This is a genomic window from Shewanella schlegeliana, assembly GCF_016765635.1.
Classification (GTDB): Bacteria; Pseudomonadota; Gammaproteobacteria; order Enterobacterales; family Shewanellaceae; genus Shewanella; species Shewanella schlegeliana.
This window is the reverse complement of the sequence record NZ_JAESVD010000017.1, coordinates 1-19,132: the sequence shown is the minus strand read 5'-3', so window position 1 is coordinate 19,132 and position 19,132 is coordinate 1. Positions and strand designations below refer to the sequence as shown.

The 19,132-nt window shown below is 44.1% G+C and carries 17 protein-coding genes; 8 read left to right on the top strand and 9 right to left on the bottom strand.

Annotated elements, in window-relative coordinates; translation table 11 throughout:
• Positions 1 to 175: 175 nt before the first annotated feature.
• From JMA39_RS20485 to prmA, 6 genes are all read right to left on the bottom strand, one after another.
• Positions 176 to 427, bottom strand: a complete 252-nt coding sequence (locus tag JMA39_RS20485) for a MerR family transcriptional regulator (RefSeq protein WP_202723748.1) — start codon at positions 425 to 427, stop codon at positions 176 to 178.
• Positions 420 to 668 carry an AlpA family phage regulatory protein gene (locus tag JMA39_RS20480; RefSeq protein ID WP_202723747.1) on the bottom strand — a complete coding sequence of 83 codons (249 nt, stop codon included), beginning with the start codon at positions 666 to 668 and terminating at the stop codon, positions 420 to 422. Before JMA39_RS20480 ends, JMA39_RS20485 begins: the two co-directional genes overlap by 8 nt.
• 441 nt (positions 669 to 1,109) lie before the next feature.
• Complete coding sequence (locus tag JMA39_RS20475) at positions 1,110 to 1,376, bottom strand: AlpA family phage regulatory protein (RefSeq protein WP_202723746.1); 267 nt, start codon at positions 1,374 to 1,376, stop codon at positions 1,110 to 1,112.
• 285 nt (positions 1,377 to 1,661) lie between these two features.
• Positions 1,662 to 1,967 (bottom strand): DNA-binding transcriptional regulator Fis, encoded by a 306-nt coding sequence (gene fis, locus JMA39_RS20470; protein ID WP_012153658.1) that lies wholly within the window; start codon positions 1,965 to 1,967, stop codon positions 1,662 to 1,664.
• A gap of 17 nt (positions 1,968 to 1,984) precedes the next feature.
• Complete coding sequence (gene dusB, locus JMA39_RS20465) at positions 1,985 to 2,953, bottom strand: tRNA dihydrouridine synthase DusB (protein WP_202723745.1); 969 nt, start codon at positions 2,951 to 2,953, stop codon at positions 1,985 to 1,987.
• 151 nt (positions 2,954 to 3,104) lie between these two features.
• Entirely contained in the window at positions 3,105 to 3,986 is an 882-nt protein-coding gene (gene prmA, locus JMA39_RS20460) for a 50S ribosomal protein L11 methyltransferase (RefSeq protein WP_202723744.1), read from the bottom strand.
• A 336-nt stretch (positions 3,987 to 4,322) separates the two neighbouring features.
• Between prmA and JMA39_RS20455 the strand changes: the two genes are divergently transcribed.
• From JMA39_RS20455 to JMA39_RS20435, 5 genes are all read left to right on the top strand, one after another.
• Positions 4,323 to 5,057, top strand: coding sequence for a fumarate reductase cytochrome b subunit (locus JMA39_RS20455; protein ID WP_280639056.1), 735 nt, complete (start codon positions 4,323 to 4,325; stop codon positions 5,055 to 5,057).
• Between the two features lie 161 nt (positions 5,058 to 5,218).
• A complete protein-coding gene (locus JMA39_RS20450) occupies positions 5,219 to 5,893 on the top strand; it encodes a fumarate reductase cytochrome b subunit (RefSeq protein ID WP_202723742.1) in 675 nt (224 codons plus the stop codon).
• A 57-nt stretch (positions 5,894 to 5,950) separates the two neighbouring features.
• Positions 5,951 to 7,951 carry a fumarate reductase flavoprotein subunit gene (locus JMA39_RS20445; RefSeq protein WP_202723741.1) on the top strand — a complete coding sequence of 667 codons (2,001 nt, stop codon included), beginning with the start codon at positions 5,951 to 5,953 and terminating at the stop codon, positions 7,949 to 7,951.
• Between the two features lie 8 nt (positions 7,952 to 7,959).
• Positions 7,960 to 8,691: a fumarate reductase iron-sulfur subunit gene (locus tag JMA39_RS20440; RefSeq protein WP_202723780.1), complete on the top strand. Its 732-nt coding sequence runs from the start codon at positions 7,960 to 7,962 to the stop codon at positions 8,689 to 8,691.
• A gap of 108 nt (positions 8,692 to 8,799) precedes the next feature.
• Positions 8,800 to 9,717: a LysR family transcriptional regulator gene (locus JMA39_RS20435; RefSeq protein ID WP_202723779.1), complete on the top strand. Its 918-nt coding sequence runs from the start codon at positions 8,800 to 8,802 to the stop codon at positions 9,715 to 9,717.
• Positions 9,718 to 9,803: 86 nt separating this feature from the next.
• Here the strand turns inward: JMA39_RS20435 and rho are convergent, their stop codons facing one another.
• Positions 9,804 to 11,069, bottom strand: coding sequence for a transcription termination factor Rho (gene rho, locus JMA39_RS20430; protein ID WP_202723740.1), 1,266 nt, complete (start codon positions 11,067 to 11,069; stop codon positions 9,804 to 9,806).
• A 237-nt stretch (positions 11,070 to 11,306) separates the two neighbouring features.
• A complete protein-coding gene (trxA, locus tag JMA39_RS20425) occupies positions 11,307 to 11,633 on the bottom strand; it encodes a thioredoxin TrxA (RefSeq protein WP_012278950.1) in 327 nt (108 codons plus the stop codon).
• 402 nt (positions 11,634 to 12,035) lie between these two features.
• On the opposite strand from trxA, the gene rhlB reads away from it, so the two are divergent.
• The 3 genes from rhlB (at position 12,036) to JMA39_RS20410 (ending at position 17,711) form a co-directional block, all read left to right on the top strand.
• Complete coding sequence (rhlB, locus tag JMA39_RS20420; RefSeq protein WP_202723739.1) at positions 12,036 to 13,352, top strand: ATP-dependent RNA helicase RhlB; 1,317 nt, start codon at positions 12,036 to 12,038, stop codon at positions 13,350 to 13,352.
• A gap of 13 nt (positions 13,353 to 13,365) precedes the next feature.
• A complete protein-coding gene (locus JMA39_RS20415; protein ID WP_202723738.1) occupies positions 13,366 to 14,277 on the top strand; it encodes a Ppx/GppA phosphatase family protein in 912 nt (303 codons plus the stop codon).
• A 452-nt stretch (positions 14,278 to 14,729) separates the two neighbouring features.
• Positions 14,730 to 17,711: a TonB-dependent receptor gene (locus tag JMA39_RS20410; protein ID WP_202723737.1), complete on the top strand. Its 2,982-nt coding sequence runs from the start codon at positions 14,730 to 14,732 to the stop codon at positions 17,709 to 17,711.
• Between the two features lie 73 nt (positions 17,712 to 17,784).
• Here the strand turns inward: JMA39_RS20410 and JMA39_RS20405 are convergent, their stop codons facing one another.
• Positions 17,785 to 18,318: a thioredoxin family protein gene (locus JMA39_RS20405; RefSeq protein ID WP_202723736.1), complete on the bottom strand. Its 534-nt coding sequence runs from the start codon at positions 18,316 to 18,318 to the stop codon at positions 17,785 to 17,787.
• Positions 18,319 to 19,132 lie beyond the last annotated feature (814 nt).

The following is a 19,132-nucleotide window of genomic DNA, read 5'->3' as shown; positions in this document are numbered from 1 at the left end:
ATTTAAAACCTAGTACATTTTGGTGGAAGCCTTGCCCTCAAGGGCGCAAAGCTGGCTGTATTTGAGTCGTTTTTTTCGATTTTTTAGGTTTGATAAAGCACTATAACAGCCCATTTTGTCTCATTCTTACCCTTGAAAAAGGGCAACATATTGCCCTCTTCTAATTGGTCGAACGCTACAGCTGTGAGCGAACTTCCCACTTTTCATATTCCGATATACTGACAAACCATTCATTCTGGTCTTTAAAGGCTTTAGGCGCATCTGTGGCTTGTCTTAGCCAATTTCTGATGGTCTTAGTACTTTTGCCTAGTCGAGTTGCGATTTGAGCCACAGTGAGCACTTGTTCAACGGTGTGTGTTGAGGCGACTAATTGGCATAGCCTGACTTTTCTATTGTTTCTAGTATTTGCGTTAGGTGATTTAGTCATTGTTGGCTCCCACTTGTTTAAGCTCTGCAATTGGGCGGGAACGCACCCAAGCTAGGATCTCTGTTAACTTCCAGCCATTGGCGTTGTTATCGAGCTTTAGGTGTTTGGGGAATAGGCCTTGGCGCTCTAGTTGGAAGGCGTGGGCTCGACTAACCGATGTGATGAACCTACGTTGCTGCTCATTGATAATAGGTTCATTAATACTGTCTTCGATTGATGGCGTGAATATCGATGTTTGCATTTGTTTCTCCTCGGCTCCAAAGGGCTTTATTGCTCTTGGTTGAAGGATTCTGCTTAACTTGCAAGTAAAAACTAAATTTTAGGGAGTTTTAGTGTTTTGGGCTGTTTTGGCGAGGAGTCAGAGGGAAGATAGCTGAGTTTGAGTTATACATTGTATAACTATTTAGGTTGTTTTTAGGGGAGGTGCTGGTGGTTAAGGGGCTATGTATCACCACCAGCAAATCAGCTATTTTTTACTTTTGAGTTAATTGCCATTGCTCAAACTTAAGCGGGCACCAGCCAATGGTTCGATTGTTTCGATATATAGGCGCTATAAGCTTATGCGCTTTTACCCATCGGTGGATAGTTGCGCGACTCTTATGCAATTTTGTGCACATTTCAGCAATACCAATTAGCGGCATAATTTCAATCTGTGGCGAGTGTACTGCGCCTTTAGCGATAATCATAATGCTGCCTCTTGCTTATGATTATCTGGTGACACTACAGCATCTCTAGATTTTACCCACTCTAGCAATTCTGAGAGCAACCAACCTACGGAACGGTTAGAGATTTTTCTGCGACTAGGGAATAGGCCTTTGCGTTCTAGTTGGAAGGCTTCAGATCTACTTACTGAGGTGATGAGCTTTCGCTCTTTTTCTTTAACCATTCGGTCAAACACTAATTCATTTGCTGCACCGATATCCGTTAAAGCTAAATTGACGTCTTTCATTGGTATTTCCTCGTATTCATAGCGCTTGATTGCGCGGATATGGATTTTGAGGAGAGTGCAAGTAAAAACGAAATTTTAGGGGTTTTTAGCAGATGAAGGGTTTTAGCATGAAAAGTGGCAGATCTTTTCACATGATATTTTTTATGGGTGAAATTGAGAAAACTGAGAGGGGATAAGGGCTAGGGCAACAAAACAACGGGGGTACATATGGGGGTACATATTAGCAAAAACGGGCTTTTTGTCGCCAAAAAACCCGTTTCTATACAACACGTTAAGACGTTAGTCTTAGTTCATGCCGTACTTCTTTAATTTCTTGCGTAGTGTACCACGGTTGATACCTAGCATGTTGGCAGCACGAGTTTGGTTGCCACGAGTGTGTTGCATGATGATATCTAGCAGAGGTGCTTCAACTTCGCTTAACACCATTTCATATACTTCTTCAGCTTCTTGCCCGTCCATTTGAGCGAAAAAGTTAGTGACAGCACGCTTTACCGCATCACGTAGTAGTTGTGGCTTGATAGCGCCACTTGCGGTTTCGATTTTGCCAACAGTAAGTGGGTGAACTTCAGTGTGAGTAGTCTGATCAAACATTCGTATTCTGCTCTTTATTAATATGCAACAAATTCATCAAAATAGCGTTCCACCATGGAACATTGTTCTTCAACGGTTTCGAGTCGATTAAACTCGGCTCTAAAAGGCCGTTGATTTTCTTGGTCTAGGTACCAGCCAACATGCTTTCTTGCGAAGCGGATGCCCTTATAGTCACCATACAAGTCGTACAGTAGCTTTAGGTGTTCAAGTATCACTTGACGCTTTTCATCCATCTCAACGGGCGCTAGCTTATTACCTGTATCCAGGTAATGTTGGATTTCCCTAAATATCCAAGGTCGTCCTTGAGCTCCTCGTCCAATCATCAGGGCATCCACACCAGTATAATCCAGCACAAAACGTGCCTTCTCTGGGGTTAAAATGTCTCCGTTTGCGACAACTGGTATCGAGATCTGTTTTTTAATCGCTTTGATTGTGTCGTACTCGGCATCGCCTTTGTACATGCATTGCCTAGTGCGACCGTGAACGGCCAACGAGGCAATACCGCAATCTTCAGCTATCTGGGCGATATGAACACCATTCCTGTGCTCTGGAGCCCATCCCGTTCGAATTTTTAGCGTCACAGGCACATCAACCGCTGCCACCACTGCACGTAGAATTGCTTCTACTTGAACTGGATCTTGCAACAAAGCTGATCCTGCGAGCTTCTTATTCACTTTCTTTGCTGGACAACCCATATTGATATCAATGATCTGCGCCCCTTGTTGTACGTTAACAACAGCGGCATTGGCCATTAACTCAGGATCTGCACCAGCAATCTGAACCGAACGTATTCCGTCTTCACCTGCGTGTGTCATACGCAAGCGGCTTTTATCTGTATCCCAAACATCAGGATTCGATGAAAGCATCTCCGACACGGCTAAGGCTGCGCCATAACGTAAGCAGAGATTTCTAAAGGGTTGGTCTGTGACACCTGCCATTGGCGCCACGATCAACTGATTTTTCAGGCGATAGGGTCCAATCTGCATTTATCAAAACACCTTGCTCGTCAAAGGGGCGCTATAGTACGCCTTTTTCAAGCCTGTGAAAAGGTCAATAAATGACCTGAGGGCAACTTTTTTTCTTGACTTTTGCTTGGTGAGAAGTCAGTCGCGGCGCAGAAAGCGCCGCGGGTTACTGCTATTTGCGTATACCTGTCAAGCGGCTCCAATCGTCTTTGTGAGCGGGCTCGTCCATATCGAACCATTGACTGTAAAAGGCAGAAACTTCTTCAGCTTGCTCTTGTAGCAGGCCAGAAAGTGCCAATAGTCCACCCGGCTTAACTTTTTCTGCAATAAGCGGTGCAAGTTCACGCAGTGGGCCTGCAAGAATGTTGGCCACTAGAATATCGGCTTGTAAATCGTCTGGCTGATCTTCAGGTAGGTAAAGGTCAAGCTTGTCTTCAACACCATTACGCTCGGCATTGGCTTTTGACGCTTCAATGGCTTGGTAATCGATATCGATGCCTGTTACACGCTCTGCACCAAGCTTAAGCGCTGCTACCGCTAGGATGCCTGATCCACAACCGAAGTCGATCACATCTTTATTGCTGTAATCGAGTCCGTCTAACCACTCTAGGCAGAGTGCGGTAGTTGGGTGAGTCCCCGTACCGAAGGCTAAACCAGGATCTAAGATGACGTTGACGGCTGTAGGGTCTGGGATTTCACGCCAACTTGGACAGATCCATAAACGATCACCGAACTTAATTGGGTGGAAGTTATCCATCCATTCGCGTTCCCAGTCTTTATCTTCAACTTGTTCGATCTTATGGCTGAAGTTTTCACCTAAGTAAGGTAGGCCTTTTAGCATAGTGACTATCGGTGCTAGATCGTAGTCAGCCTCAAACAACGCGGTGATAACAGTATGATTCCACAATGGTGTTTCACCTAAGGTTGGCTCATAGATCGGAGTATCTTTGCCGTCTTCGTAGGTAATAGAAAGTGAACCAAATTCCATAAGCATATCGCTTAGGGCATCAGCGTGTTGATTGTCGGTATCGACTTTTAGTTGGATCCAAGGCATGAGCATTCTCGTTATCTAAATATATGGGGCTATTGTAAACCATGGCAGGTTTGAGCGTGAACGTTAGATGCTAAATCAACGAATTAATCTTTAGTTATAGCTACTTTTTGTCGCTTTTACCTTCAATATCGAAGTGGTTTCTTGATGATTGTTTTGTTTGAATTATCCATTCAAGGTATTGAATTGTATTGGGTAAATGGTATTACCAGTGTTCTTTTGTACGTCACTATTTGTGATCTTGATCTAATAGTTGGGCCAAAAAGGGTGAGCTTGTTCACGAAAAAAATCCCTGTATCATTTTGCTGACAAAGTTCTTGTTAGAGTGTAAATCCCACTATTAGGCATAAGACAAACAAGACAAGAATAATGTTAGCATCCTACGTAAGCGGTACCGGACATCCTGCATCGGCAAAAGCAGACAAAATACAAAGCATTACAGGAGTGATGATGGGCTGCTTCCTACTGGCTCACCTACACTTCGAGTCGAGTATCCTACTTGGAAAAGATGCTTTCTATACGGTCGTGCAATTCTTAGAAGGCGGTATGTTTAGCCCTACTGGTCACGGCTTTCCGATTGTAACTAAAGTCTTCTCGGTGTTTATGCTAGCCGTAGTGATGCTGCATGCAGCCGTTGCCTTACGTCGTTTTCCTGCTCAGCTTGGCCAGTGGCGTGCGTTACGACGCCATATGACAGTGATTAATCACAAAGATAGCCATGCTTGGTTTTGGCAATTAGCTACTGGTTTTGTGTTGTTCTTCCTAGTACCTGTTCACCTATTTACCATGATTGCCAATCCTGAAATTGGCCCTAACTTATCAGCGGAGCGTGTTTATCACCATAATGCATGGTTGTTATACGCACTACTGCTACCCGCTGTAGTTATCCACGCTATGATCGGCCTATACCGTGTTGCGGTTAAGTGGGGCTTCACCCATAAGCGCACTGGTCTGCGTAAATTGGTTAAGGTGTTAATTGTTTACCTTATCGTTATCGGTTTACTTAGCCTAGGTTCCTACATTTTGATCGGCAGTGAGTTGACACTTCCAGTAGAGGCTTATCGGCCAAGTTAAGCGGTGCTTATTTATGTGGGGATTAAGCTGAAGTAGTTGATTAATCTTCACTTAACTAATCGTATTTTTGTTGATCTATCTCACAGTTAAATACCTATTATTGCGCGACATTGTAACCAAAAGGTTAATGGGCTAGGTATTTATCAAGGATAGGGCAGCGAATGAATAAAATAACAGATCGCGGTAATTGGAGTGGTTGGTTAGATTTGAGCCAGAGTATCTCTGGTGGCGTGTTGGCAATATTTTTATGGACACACCTGATACTGGTTTCCTCTATCTTGCTAGGGGGAGATGCGATGACCTGGGTTGCCAAGACCATGGAGCTGAGCTTTTTAAGCGCTGATGGTCATGGATACCCTTGGGTAGTATCGATTATAGCCTTACTGATTGCGGCTATTGTGTTGGTGCATGTCCTAGTAGCTATCCATAAGCTACCGCTTAGCCTGCGTCAGCAAAAAGCGTTAAGGCAGCAGCTTAACTTGGTTAATCATGGCGATACACGTTTATGGGTATGGCAAGCCGCAACGGGAGTGGTGATTTTACTATTGCTTCCCGTGCATTTATGGCTGATAGGATCTGCCCCCGAGACGATAGGCCCCCACGGGAGTGCCGATAGAATTTGGCAACAGGGGGCGTGGTTGTTGTATCTGCCGCTGTTACTCTGTGTTGAGCTTCACGCCGCGATTGGTGTTTACCGCCTAGCGGTGAAATGGGGCGCAGCGAGAGACTTAAATACCCGCAAAAGACTGAAAAAAATAAAGACTATCATCAGTGTGATTTTCATTGTTGTGGGCTTGGCGTCATTACTGGCGTTCCTGCCTTATGCCAATGGGTAAATAGTCGATGATAAATAGAACATAAACTGACTCTGCACCCTACTTTAAGGAGCACGTGTGAAACTGATATATACCGATTCATTAGTGATCGGCGCCGGACTTGCTGGATTACGAGTAGCTATCGCATCTAAAGAGCGTGGCCTAGATACTGTTGTATTGTCATTAATTCCTGCAAAGCGTTCCCATTCGGCGGCGGCGCAAGGTGGTATGCAAGCGAGTTTGGGCAATACCGTAAAAGGCATGGGAGATGATGAGGATGTCCATTTCCAAGATACGGTAAAAGGTTCTGACTGGGGCTGCGATCAAGATGTGGCGCGTATGTTTGCTCATTGTGCGCCGAAAGCCGTGCGTGAATTAGCGAATTGGGGCGTACCTTGGACGCGTGTAACCGCTGGCCCACGTCAAGTGGTTGTGAATGCAGAGAAGGTAACCATTGAGGAAGCACAGAGCGCTCATGGCCTAATCAATGCTCGTGACTTTGGTGGTACTAAGAAGTGGCGTACTTGCTACACGGCAGATGGTACCGGCCACTCGTTACTTTATGCGGTAGATAATAAAGCCATTTCGATGGATATTCCTGTGCATGAGCGCATGGAAGCATTATCACTGATCCACGATGGTAAGCGCTGTCACGGCGTAGTGGCGCGTTGTCTGATTACTGGTGAGCTACATGCCTATGTAGCTAAGTCGACCACTATCGCTACTGGCGGTTATGGCCGGATCTATGAAGTGTCTACCAATGCCATTATCTGTGAAGGTGTTGGTCAAGCGTTGGCATTAGAAACCGGTGTAGCAAAGCTTGGTAACATGGAAGCGGTGCAGTTCCACCCAACGGCGATTGTGCCAGTGGGGATCTTGACTACCGAAGGCTGTCGAGGTGACGGTGGCTTACTGCGTGATAAAGATGGTCATCGCTTTATGCCTGATTACGAGCCAGAGAAGAAAGAGTTGGCTTCACGTGACGTAGTATCGCGCCGCATGACAGAGCATATGCGCAAAGGCAAAGGGGTCGATAGCCCTTATGGTCCGCACTTGTGGCTGGATATCACCTTGCTTGGTCGTAAACACGTAGAGACTAACCTGCGTGAAGTTAAAGAGATCTGTGAAAACTTCCTAGGAATCGATCCTGCTAAAGACTGGATCCCGGTAAGACCGACCCAGCATTATTCGATGGGCGGCATTCGTACCGATAAGACGGGACAAAGCCCACAGCTTAAGGGTCTATTCAGCGTCGGGGAAGCTGCGTGTTGGGATATGCACGGCTTTAACCGCTTAGGGGGCAACTCACTAGCAGAAACGGTTGTTGGCGGCATGATCATCGGTAAGTATGTGGCCGATTTCTGTCAGGAAAACACCTTAGAGATCGATACAGGTCTAGTTGAGACATTCGTCGACAAGGTACGCAGTGAAATTGATGGCCTAGTAGAAGGTGACGGCACAGAGAGTCCATTTGCGATCCGTAAAGAGATGGAGCGGATCATGATGGATTACGTCGGTATTTTCCGAAATGGTCCTGAGTTAGAAAAAGCGGTTGCTGAACTACAAGCGTTATTAAAGCGCTCACGCGCCATTGGCCTTAAGTGTAACAAGCGTCATGCAAACCCTGAGCTGGTAGAAGCACTGCGCGTTAAACGTATGCTTAAAGTCGCGCTAACAGTTGCTGCAGGTGCCGCTGCGCGTACCGAGAGCCGCGGTGCTCACGCTCGTGAAGATTTCCCACAACGTAATGACAAAGATTGGTTAAACAGAACCTTATCTAGCTGGCCTGATGAGAATGCACTTGCACCAGAGCTTGAGTATGAGCAGTTAGATGTGATGCAGATGGAGTTACCACCGGGTTATCGTGGTTATGGTATCGATAATGCGATTGCTCATCCAGATACCGCCAAGCGTGAGCAGGAGATCAGCGAGATCTTAGCTCAGCTAGGGCCAGATGCCGATAGGCATCAGCAGCAGCACGCTTTGATGCCGTTTGACGTACCAGAATCATTAAAACCAAAGAACGAACGCTTAAGTGACACGCTTGATCAGTCGAGCGTAGGAGAGAACGCTAAATGAGCCAAGAAATGGCTAAGGGCCGTACCTTAACTTTTAACATTTTTAGATATGATCCGCAGGTGCCGGGTGATAAGCCTAAGATGGTGAAGTACCAGCTGGAAGAAACACCGGGCATGACGGTGTTTATTGCACTGAATCGTTTGCGTGAGGAGCAAGATACCTCTTTGCAGTTTGATTTTGTTTGCCGTGCCGGGATCTGTGGTAGTTGCGCCATGGTGATCAACGGTTTCCCTACATTGGCTTGCCGCACACTGACCACTAAGTACCCTAAGGGTGAGATTAACTTGATGCCGCTGCCTGGTTTTGAGCTGATTGGCGATCTATCGGTTAACACGGGTAAGTTTATGCGTGAACTCGCTGAACGCTTAAAACTATGGTTACACCCAATCAGTGATGACATCGATGTGCACCGCTTAGAAGCGCCAATGGATCCGGCTGAAGCGGCTAAGCTTTATGAGCTAGAGCGCTGTGTCGAGTGTGGTGTCTGTGTTTCAGCTTGTGCGACTAAGCAGATGCGTGACACATTTGTTGGCGCTGTAGGCATGATGAAGTTGGCACGTTTCGAGCTAGATAGCCGCGATGGTCGCGAGCTAGAAGACTTCTATCATGTGATTGGTAACCAAGATGGTGTATTTGGCTGTATGACGCTACTGGGTTGCCAAGACAACTGTCCTAAAGACTTGCCGCATATGCAGCAGATAGCCTATCTGCGCCGTAAGATGGCGGTGACGCTAGTCTAGGTTGAGATAAAGAAAAAACCTGCATTTGCAGGTTTTTTTATGGGTGATGTTTACTGGTGCTTTATCTACAATGAAGTTTTATACCTAGTTTTCGGAATATTGATAAAGATGCAGCTCGATGATCTCAGGCTATTTGTACGGATAGCTGATTGTGGCAGTTTGACGGCTGCAGCAGTGGAGCTAGATATCTCCTCTGCGGTAGCAAGCGCCGGGCTAAAGCGGTTAGAGAAAGCGTTAGGAACCAGCCTATTTATTCGCAGTACACGTAGCTTAAGGCTTACTGATGCCGGGGAGCGCTATCTTATTCATTGCCGCAGAGCGTTAGCGGATCTTGAATTAGGTCAAAGGGCGATAGAGAGCAGTCAGGCCAGTATTTCGGGCTTGGTTAGCTTAGCGGTACCCTCAGACATTGGGCGTAATGTGTTATTGCCTTGGTTAGATGATTTCTTGCAAGCATATCCTCAGATGAAACTGCGTCTACATATCGGTGATAACCTATCGGACTTTTATCATGACAAGATTGATGTGGCGTTGCGTTCAGGCAAGCCTAAAGACTCTTCGCTGGTGGCCTTTAAAATTTGCCAGTCACATCGAGTGCTGTGTGCCTCACCAGACTATATCAAACGCTTCGGTGAGGTGACCTCGTTAGAGCAATTAGCAGAACATAATTGCTTGTTCTTTATGCTGGATGAACGGACTCATGATCAGTGGCTATTTAGCAAAAATGGCCAGCAGCATAAGATTAGAGTCACCGCCAACCGTACCTGTAATGATGCAGATATAGCGCGGCGTTGGGCGGTTGCAGGCCAAGGTCTGGTATTTAAGTCTTGGTTAGATCTAACAGATGATATCGAGTCGGGTCGTTTAGTGCCTTTGTTGAAAGACTATCGAGGGGAAGAGGCTGATCTGTACCTAGTGTGCCCCGGACGCGAGCATGTGACGCCTGTGGTGCTGTTACTGAGAGATATGCTTAGAGAGCGTTGTAAACAGCGTTTAGAGCGTGTAAGTCATTACATGGAACGCTAGCTTTTACTGTAATACAGAAACAAAAAAACCGCACGAATGCGGTTTTTTTATTTTAATCAACTTAACGTCAGTTGATTAAAAGAGACTTAGCTCTTAGCGCGTTTCATCGCTGTGAAGAACTCATCGTTAGTCTTGGTCATGGCCAATTTATCGATAAGGAACTCCATGCCTGTCACTTCATCCATTGGATTAAGGATCTTACGTAGGATCCACATCTTCTGTAGCTCATCCGGCGTAGTTAGTTTCTCTTCGCGACGCGTACCAGAACGGTTGAAATCGATTGCAGGGAAGACACGCTTCTCAGCAGCCTTACGAGAAAGGTGTAACTCTTGGTTACCTGTACCCTTAAATTCTTCGTAAATGACTTCATCCATCTTAGAGCCTGTATCAACAAGCGCTGTTGCGATAATGGTTAAGCTGCCACCATGTTCGATGTTACGAGCTGCACCAAAGAAACGCTTAGGACGGTGTAGAGCGTTAGCGTCAACACCACCAGTAAGCACCTTACCAGATGAAGGGATAACAGTGTTGTATGCACGAGCAAGACGAGTAATAGAGTCAAGTAAGATAACTACGTCTTTCTTATGCTCAACGAGGCGTTTTGCCTTTTCAATTACCATTTCGGCAACTTGTACGTGACGGCTTGCTGGTTCATCGAAGGTAGAAGCAATAACTTCACCTTTAACCATGCGTTGCATCTCGGTAACTTCTTCAGGACGTTCGTCGATTAGTAGAACCATCAACACCACTTCAGGGTTGTTGTTGGTGATACTTTGCGCCATGTTCTGTAGTAATAGGGTTTTACCCGCTTTTGGTGGTGCAACGATAAGACCACGTTGACCTTTACCAATTGGAGAACATAAATCCAGAATACGTGAAGTGATATCTTCAGTTGAACCGTTACCACGCTCCATGCGCATACGTTCTTCTGCATGCAAAGGTGTAAGGTTTTCAAAAAGGATTTTGTTGCGAGAGTTTTCAGGTTTGTCGAAGTTAACTTCAGTAACTTTTAGAAGGGCAAAATAACGCTCACCTTCTTTTGGTGGACGAATCTTACCAAATATCGTGTCACCAGTACGCATGTTAAAGCGTCTAATTTGGCTCGGTGATACGTAGATATCGTCTGGGCCCGCTAAGTATGAACCATCAGAGCTACGAAGGAAGCCGAAGCCATCTTGTAAGATCTCTAAAACGCCACCACCAAAAATATCTTCACCGCTTTTAGCGTGGGCCTTAAGAATAGAGAAAATAATATCTTGCTTACGAGCACGGGCCATATTGTCTAGCTTCATGTCTTGCGCAAGCTGGACTAAATCTGAAATCGAGGTGTTTTTTAATTCTGATAAATTCATCTTGGTGGGTCTTGTTTTTACGTGACAATACTATCTTCGATCAATGGTTTTGTAGCTTATTGAATATCGATTGGATAGCGAGAAGTGGGTTAATTTGAATGTGTCTGGTTATTAAAGTAGCACTAACAAGACGAGGCGTCTAGAAGTTTAGCTTAACCCGACACATTTTCTTGTTGAAGCTGTGCCGGGAATCACTTTCATACCGCTATATCAGGGGGGGGAGCGGTATTTTTAAGCTTAAAGTTGAGCGTCGATGAACTCTTTAAGCTGAGTCTTAGACAATGCGCCAACTTTAGTAGCAGCAAGCTCACCGGCTTTAAATAGCAGTAGAGTTGGGATACCACGAACGCCGTACTTAGCTGGTGATACATTGTTTTGATCAACGTTCAGCTTAGCGATTGTGATTTTACCTTCATATTCTTCAGCTACATCATCTAGGATTGGGGCAATCATTTTACATGGACCACACCACTCAGCCCAAAAATCAACCAGAACTGGTAGTTCAGAGTTAATTACGTCATTTTCAAAGCTATCGTCGCTTAGGTATACAATCTTGTCGCTCATGTTGTTCTCCAGTTTGGTTGCCATCGCTGGTTTGTTAATGGCTTAACCTGTATATTGGGTTGGTAAAATAGCTTTTCAAGCCAAAAGTTATGCAAATATTACTGCAGTACTCTTTAGGAGCAAAAAACGCTTTAGACAAGACGCTGATTTACAGGCATAGTTAGCCTACGTCAATGACGTCTAACGCGAATAAGCGTTTAAAATTGTCCTAAGAGAACCGTAAATACACGCTAAAATTTCATAGCATCATATAAAACAGAGGGAATAGTGATTCCGTCACCGATGCAAAAAGTACCGTGAACTACGTTTCTCAGAGTGTGCACCAATTTTCCGTGATAAAATTCTATCGCTATTTCAAACGATCGAGTTTTTTATTGCAACCTTTACAGGTAAGCCTGCGCTATGAGCGAAACACATTTATCTACAAAGAAGTTTGCTGAATTCCCCTTACATAAAGAGGTTCATCAAGCACTTAATGAAGCTGGGTTTGAGTTCTGTACTCCGATTCAAGCGTTATCATTACCGATTTTATTAGAAAAAAAAGATATAGCTGGTCAGGCGCAAACGGGTACAGGGAAAACCTTGGCCTTTTTGGTTGCGACCTTTAACCACCTCTTATCAGTACCAGCCCCAGCAGATCGTCAACTCAATCAACCACGCGCTATTATCATGGCGCCGACTCGAGAGTTAGCGATTCAAATTGCTAAAGATGCCAATTTATTGGTTAAACATACCGGTCTTAAGGTTGGTATTGTTTACGGTGGCGAGGGTTATGAAGCACAGCGTAAAGTACTGGATAAAGGCGTTGACGTACTTATTGGTACTACGGGTCGAATTATTGATTACGTACGCCAAGGTGTCATTAACGTGAGTGCGATTCAGGCTGTTGTGCTTGATGAAGCCGATCGCATGTTCGATCTAGGCTTTATTAAAGACATTCGCTTCCTGTTTAGACGTATGCCAGATGCTAAGTCACGTTTGAATATGTTGTTCTCTGCAACGCTTTCTATGAAAGTGCAGGAGCTTGCTTATGACCACATGAATGAGCCAGAGAAGGTTGAGATTGCGCCAAACGAGAAAACATCAAAGAACATTAAAGAGGAGATCTTCTATCCATCGATGGAGGAGAAGATGCCTTTGCTATTGTCTTTGCTTGAAGAAGACTGGCCAGAAAAAGCCATCGTCTTTTCTAATACTAAACACAGCTGCGAAAAAGTATGGTCATGGCTTGAAGGTGACGGACATCGCGCAGGCTTGTTAACAGGTGATGTACCGCAGAAGAAACGTTTACGTATTCTTGAGCAGTTCACCAAAGGTGAAATTGACATCTTAGTGGCCACAGACGTTGCGGCGCGTGGTTTGCATATCTCTGATGTATCTCACGTTTATAACTACGATCTACCCGATGACTGCGAAGATTACGTACACCGTATTGGTCGTACAGGCCGCGCAGGTCAAAAAGGTGTGTCAGTGAGTTTTGCATGTGAAGAGTATGCTCTTAACTTGCCTGCTATTGAGTCTTATATTCAACACTCAATTCCGGTGACATCTTACGATAGCGATGCGCTACTTGATGATATTCCACCACCAGTAAAAATTCATCGTAAGCCTACTAGTCATACTCGCAATCAGCGTGATCGCAGTGGTCAAGGTCGCCCACAGGGCAACCATCGTAGTAGTGGTCCACGTCGTCATGATAGAACGCGTAGGCATTCTTAGGCGATAGCGCTCAATGACAGCACCTCTTTATGCAGCCATCACATTAGGCTCAAATAGTTTTAATATGCTGGTGGCTAAAACTGATGGCCATCAGCCTAAAATTATTGCTAAGTACAAACGAAAAGTTCGTTTGGCTGAAGGTATTTTAGCCGATGGTTCGCTGAGTGAAGAGGTGTTATTACGTGGGCTCGACTGCTTAAAAATGTTTGCCAAAATGCTCGAAAAAGAGGGCGTTAGCGGTGATAACGTGGCAGTAATTGCTACAGCCACACTGAGAAACATCTCAAATTCGGATGACTTTTGTCGGCGAGCACTCACTATTCTCGGCCACCCTATCGAAATTATCTCCGGTATGCGTGAGGCTGAGCTTATCTATCAAGGTATGGTTGCTACGACCGAAGGTGAAGGGCGCCGTCTTGTTATCGATATTGGTGGGGCAAGCACCGAGTTTATTATCGGTGATGGTAGTCGGGTACTACTCAAAACCAGCTTGCCTATTGGGTGTGTTACTTTTAACGAGGCCTTTTTTGGCAGCTTCCCATTCCAGCAACTGGATTTTGATGACGCTAAGGCCAAGGTCAAGGGGATATTGGGAAAACAGCTTGGCGAGCTTAGAACATTAGGTTGGCATTGCGTAGTCGGGGCGTCGGGCAGTGTTCAGTCAGTTGTTGAACTACTAAACCATCGTAATCTTTCTAGTACAATCACACTAGCTGTTTTACTGCAGCTAAAACAGGAAGTATTGGCCCAAGAGGATTCGTCAATGCTAGAAATTCCGGGGTTGAATCATGAAAGAGCGCCAACATTTGCTGCTGGCGTGTCAATTTTACTTGCTCTATTTGAGTTACTTGAAATTGAAAAACTCCACCTTTCTGGTGGTGCCCTGCGTGAAGGTGTGCTGCAGACTCTAGCGAGTAACCTTTAGCTTATTAATTTTATTTTTACTTTTACTTTATATTCAACTCTTAATCCCTCTTTCTATTATTTGTATTCAATTCTATTTTGTCGCGTTTGAGTATCAATTAACTCAATACTTGCCGCTGTAATGACTCTGCTTTAGCTGCTCTTAACAATTAAAATTATATTTCCCCTGCTTATTTCAGTCTTTTTATCTGGCATGTAACTAATTTACGGTTCCACCGACTGCTTTTGTTGATTTTTGTAAACGTTAAAACTGTAGTGTGTGTTGTTCTCTAGATCTTCTACTTCATAAAAACCTTAAATACTCTCAATTCTATAGCCTTCTGGATAATGTAGATTGTATAAAATATGTATGTTGTGTTAACGTTTTGTTGCGCTTGGCTGTTCTGTACCCAATCTTATTAAAAAATATTCTGACTAAGCGCTTACTCAAAGAAAGTTTAAGGGAGATAAATTATGTCTGGAAGTAACGCTTCGAAGCGATTTTCGCCGAAAAAAACGTTAGCTGCATTAGCCGTGGGGTCGGTGTTGTTTATATCTGCGCCTGCTGCGATGGCAGCCGATGGCTTAGGTGTTATGCAAGGTCGAATTACCACTGAAGCTGGCTCAAATCTTAGTAATGCAAAAGTTATTATTAAGCATGAATCAAAAGGTATTGTGAGAGAAACGACTACAGGTGCAAACGGTAGCTTCTCTCTTAAAGGTCTGCCGATTGGTAAATATACAGTAACCATCTCTAAAGACGGTTATTACCAAGTAAGAGAGCAACACATAGCAGTTACTATGGGTAATGCACTGACTTTCGATGTTGCTCTTGATCTTGAGGATTCTGGTGTCGAGCGTATTGCTGTTAGTGGCGCAAGAATTAGCCGAGTAGATACTTCTAGTACTACAGCGTCACAAGTTATCTCTATGGGTGAACTTAACCAGTTACCCGTTGAATTAGATGCCACTGCTATTGCCTTACTTACTCCAGGCTCTGTCGCAGGTGATGATGGTTTCGGCGGCGTTTCGATTGGCGGCTCATCAGTTGCAGAAAACGGATACTATCTAAACGGACTAAATATCACTGATTTACGTAAAGGTATGGGCGATATCGATCTTCCATGGGAAGCTATTGCGCAAACTGAAGTACAAACTGGTGGTGTATCGGCTGAATATGGTCGTTTTATCGGTGGTGTTGTAAGTCTAGTGTCAAAGTCGGGTGATAATGAGTGGCAGTTTGGTGCAAAAGCTGAAATCGCACCAGATTCGTTAGCTGAACCGGCGCTAAGAATGAAAGATGATGGCACTATTGAAGAGGCGAAAGACGGTTATTGGCAAGAAACTGAATATAATATTTGGGCTTCAGGTGCATTAATTGAAGACAAGTTATTTTTCTACGGTTTATGGAACCCGTTTGAAGAGGAAACCACTGGATACGGTGAGAGTCAGATTAACGATAATGAGTGGAAGACTAACCGTTGGTTTACCAAAGTTGATTGGTTTATCCATGAAGATCACTCTTTGGGTGTAATGGCTTTCAGTAATGAAGGCGACTACACAGGAAATGAATACCAGCGTGATGAAAACGGCGGTCGTGGTGATGAGATTGGTGTAACAGAGTCCACATACGGCGGAATTGGTTGGAATGCTTTATATACTGGTTATCTAACAGACGATATTACTTTAACAGCTATGTATGGTGAGATCACCCAATCTACCAAGGATAACTCTGGCACGTTAGATCAATCTACCTATTGGGATCTTCGTTCCGGTTCATGGGAGCGCTTAGGTGACTGGGTTGGTTATGGCTCTTCAGAAACTGAAGACAAACGAATCACTTACCGTATCGATTTAGACTGGGTTATTGGTGATCATACATTACGTGCTGGTTATGATTATGAGCGTCTAGAAATTGCTGATATCTATACACCGCACGGTGATGGTTGGTATGAGTATTTTGCTGCAGGTCCTGATAATTCATACGGGCTTGCTGAAGGTACTGAGTATGCTGATTTGCGTATTTGGGGGAAAAATAGCGAAACAGAAAACGTTCATACTGCACTATATGTTTCTGATACTTGGGAAGTGACTGATACTGTAACGATTAATGCTGGTGTTCGTTATAGCGAATTTAGTAACACTACTGGTTCTGGTGACAAGTATGTCGACCTAGATGGCCAATTTGCGCCACGCTTAGGTGCTACATGGGATGTACTGGGAGATGGTGCGAGTAAGTTATACGCTTCATATGGACGTTATTTCCAGCCTGTATCTCCAAACACAAACTTACGCATGGCATCTGCTGCGTATGATTCACATATCGTAAGTCATCTTGATGGTGTTAATGCAGATGGTTCTCCAATACTAGGAGATGAAATTAGTCGCCGCGTTGTTGCTGACGGTTCAGTACCAGATGCTGATCAGCTGTTTAATAACAAAGCTGGCTCAATGTATTCAGATGAGTTTGCAATTGGTTATCAGCAGCAGGTTAATGATGATTGGGCTGTAGGTGTGCGTGGTGTGTATCGCGATCTTAAGCAATCTATTGAAGATGTATCATTTAACTACGGTATGAACCAATGGATTTTAGAAAACTATGATGCAAATACATGGCATGCTGGTAATGGTGAAACAAGCGCTGAAGATTACTTTGTTGGTGGTTGGTTCCCGACACTAACAAACCCAGGGATTGGTACAGAGATCTATTATGATGTAGATGGTGATGGTGTTAAAGAGACTGTAAATGTAAATGCCGATCAAATGGGCTTTCCAGAAGCTGAGCGTACATATAAGGCTATCGAGCTAAGCTTTAGCGGTAATGTTACAGACGACTTTACACTGAATGGTTCTTATACTTGGTCTAAGAGTGAAGGTAATACAGAAGGCCTAGTTCGTTCTGATAATGAGCAGGCAGATCCAGGTTGGACAACATCTTTTGACTACCCTGAACTTATGGATAATGGTGATGGTTACCTACCAAACGATCGTCGTCATAACTTCAAGTTATATGGTGTTTATAACGTAACTGATGATTTCAGCGTTGGTTTTAACTCGTACCTACAATCTGGTCGTCCAATTAATGCCTTTGGCGTTCACCCTGAAGACCAAGGTTACTGTGTTCAGGCTGTGGCGATTGATGGGACTTGTTATGGTCGTGATTGGTACGGTGCTTCATCTTTCTATGCCGGCGGTGAAGCCGCACCTCGTGGCACCATGGGACGAACGGATTGGATTTATAACATTGACCTAAATATGTCTTACACAATGGACTTTAATGAAGCAGGCCGTCTTAACTTCAAGTTAAACGTATTCAACTTGTTTAACTTCGATGGTGTTACAGGAGTGGATGAGCAATATGAGTTTGACAGTGGTGCTAAGAACATTCGCTATGGTTACGCTGATAGTTTCCAGACTCCGCGTTATGTTAGAGCGTCGGTTCGTTACGATTTCTAATGTAGAAGTTACTAGCTAATATAAGAGTATAAAAGGCCGCATTTGCGGCCTTTTAATTTTATTAGCTACAAGGTTACTTTAAGATATTTACCAAATCAGCCTCTAGTGTCACTTCTGGTCTTTCGACGATGCGGCCTATCTCTTTATTGTCTTGTTCAACAATAAAAGTCGGAATACGGGTAAACTCATAGTTAGCAGCTAATCCTTGCGGATCTTGTTTGGCTCTGTCTACACCAATATATGTCACTTTTATGTTTGGATTGTTGATCTCTTCAATGATGCGAATGAAGCGAGGGGTTTCGCGATGACAGTCAGGGCACCATGTACCGATGATGACTATGACTTCTGTTGGAGTATCTACTTTTTGTAGCTGACTAATCGCAGATGCATCAGCGGTATAATTTGAATACTCATCGGTAAACCAGTCAAATTGGTTAAGCTCTTGATGTGTTACAGCACCAGTTAAAATCACTTCTTGTTTCTCCTCACTGCAAGTCGCTAAAAAGCCGTCTTGCTTATCTTCGAATGCGCATCCGCTGCTAGCCAATGTTTGACTACTAAAAAATAAGACAGTGGTTGCAAGCAATGCTTTTACGTTATTGTGCATGAAAGTACCTCGGGCAAGAAGAAATGGTTTGTTTTATTCAAGCATGTCTTAACAAGTGCGTGAAGGGAACAATTACCGCATTGTTATAGGGATCACTCTAAAGTGAATAAATTCATTATAGGAAGTAGGTTAACAGGCGAAGCCTGAAGGGGAGCTTAATTATGTATGCAGAATCTTTAAGAGTATCTAAGCCTAATAGAGAAGAGGCATCTTACTGAGTGGAGATCTTCAGGGAGTTATCGGATGGTTTAGTTTAAAGAGTAGGATAATTAGCTGAGTCAGCGTTATACCATTTGTTACCTGCTTATTTTAGAGCATATATAAGGAATACAGCGAGCTGAGGCCTAGATAACGGAACTCTGTATAATTCCAGTAATGAAGGTAAAGCTTGCAATAATTCAACTTAATTAAAAATTCTACGTGCAACTCGAAAATACTGTACTAGACTGAATGTCCCGGCGCACAAAATATGAACTAAAATGTCTGTTTTGTGGATAACTCTGGGGGTATTTAGTGGGTATGGTGTGCTTAATATAGGCTTTTGAAAAAACTTCATTTTTCTTTCAAAAAGCGCTTGCGCTCGCCTCGAATCTCCCTATAATGCGCATCCACTGACACGGCACAGCAGGTCAACTACCCAGCGTAAACGCTAGATAGAACGGGACTTGCAGCGGTGTTGGGGATTCAAAAATCGAAAGAGATTTGAATCTGGTGACAATCGCTTTAAGAGCTTTATTAGATGTGCCTTGTATAAAGAATCATCGCTTGAAAAACTTCTTAAAATAAGCGCTTGACGCCGACACTGGGAAGTGTA

Excerpts from the sequence above, each read along its gene's own strand:
- JMA39_RS20450 (WP_202723742.1), top strand. The coding sequence starts at position 5,219 with ATGAATAAAATAACAGATCGCGGTAATTGGAGTGGTTGGTTAGATTTG.
- JMA39_RS20415 (WP_202723738.1), top strand. The coding sequence starts at position 13,366 with ATGACAGCACCTCTTTATGCAGCCATCACATTAGGCTCAAATAGTTTT.
- JMA39_RS20480 (WP_202723747.1), bottom strand. The coding sequence starts at position 668 with ATGCAAACATCGATATTCACGCCATCAATCGAAGACAGTATTAATGAA.
- JMA39_RS20405 (WP_202723736.1), bottom strand. The coding sequence starts at position 18,318 with ATGCACAATAACGTAAAAGCATTGCTTGCAACCACTGTCTTATTTTTT.
- trxA (WP_012278950.1), bottom strand. The coding sequence starts at position 11,633 with ATGAGCGACAAGATTGTATACCTAAGCGACGATAGCTTTGAAAATGAC.
- rho (WP_202723740.1), bottom strand. The coding sequence starts at position 11,069 with ATGAATTTATCAGAATTAAAAAACACCTCGATTTCAGATTTAGTCCAG.
- prmA (WP_202723744.1), bottom strand. The coding sequence starts at position 3,986 with ATGCCTTGGATCCAACTAAAAGTCGATACCGACAATCAACACGCTGAT.
- JMA39_RS20440 (WP_202723780.1), top strand. The coding sequence starts at position 7,960 with ATGGCTAAGGGCCGTACCTTAACTTTTAACATTTTTAGATATGATCCG.
- JMA39_RS20435 (WP_202723779.1), top strand. The coding sequence starts at position 8,800 with ATGCAGCTCGATGATCTCAGGCTATTTGTACGGATAGCTGATTGTGGC.
- JMA39_RS20485 (WP_202723748.1), bottom strand. The coding sequence starts at position 427 with ATGACTAAATCACCTAACGCAAATACTAGAAACAATAGAAAAGTCAGG.
- fis (WP_012153658.1), bottom strand. The coding sequence starts at position 1,967 with ATGTTTGATCAGACTACTCACACTGAAGTTCACCCACTTACTGTTGGC.
- rhlB (WP_202723739.1), top strand. The coding sequence starts at position 12,036 with ATGAGCGAAACACATTTATCTACAAAGAAGTTTGCTGAATTCCCCTTA.
- JMA39_RS20475 (WP_202723746.1), bottom strand. The coding sequence starts at position 1,376 with ATGAAAGACGTCAATTTAGCTTTAACGGATATCGGTGCAGCAAATGAA.
- dusB (WP_202723745.1), bottom strand. The coding sequence starts at position 2,953 with ATGCAGATTGGACCCTATCGCCTGAAAAATCAGTTGATCGTGGCGCCA.
- JMA39_RS20410 (WP_202723737.1), top strand. The coding sequence starts at position 14,730 with ATGTCTGGAAGTAACGCTTCGAAGCGATTTTCGCCGAAAAAAACGTTA.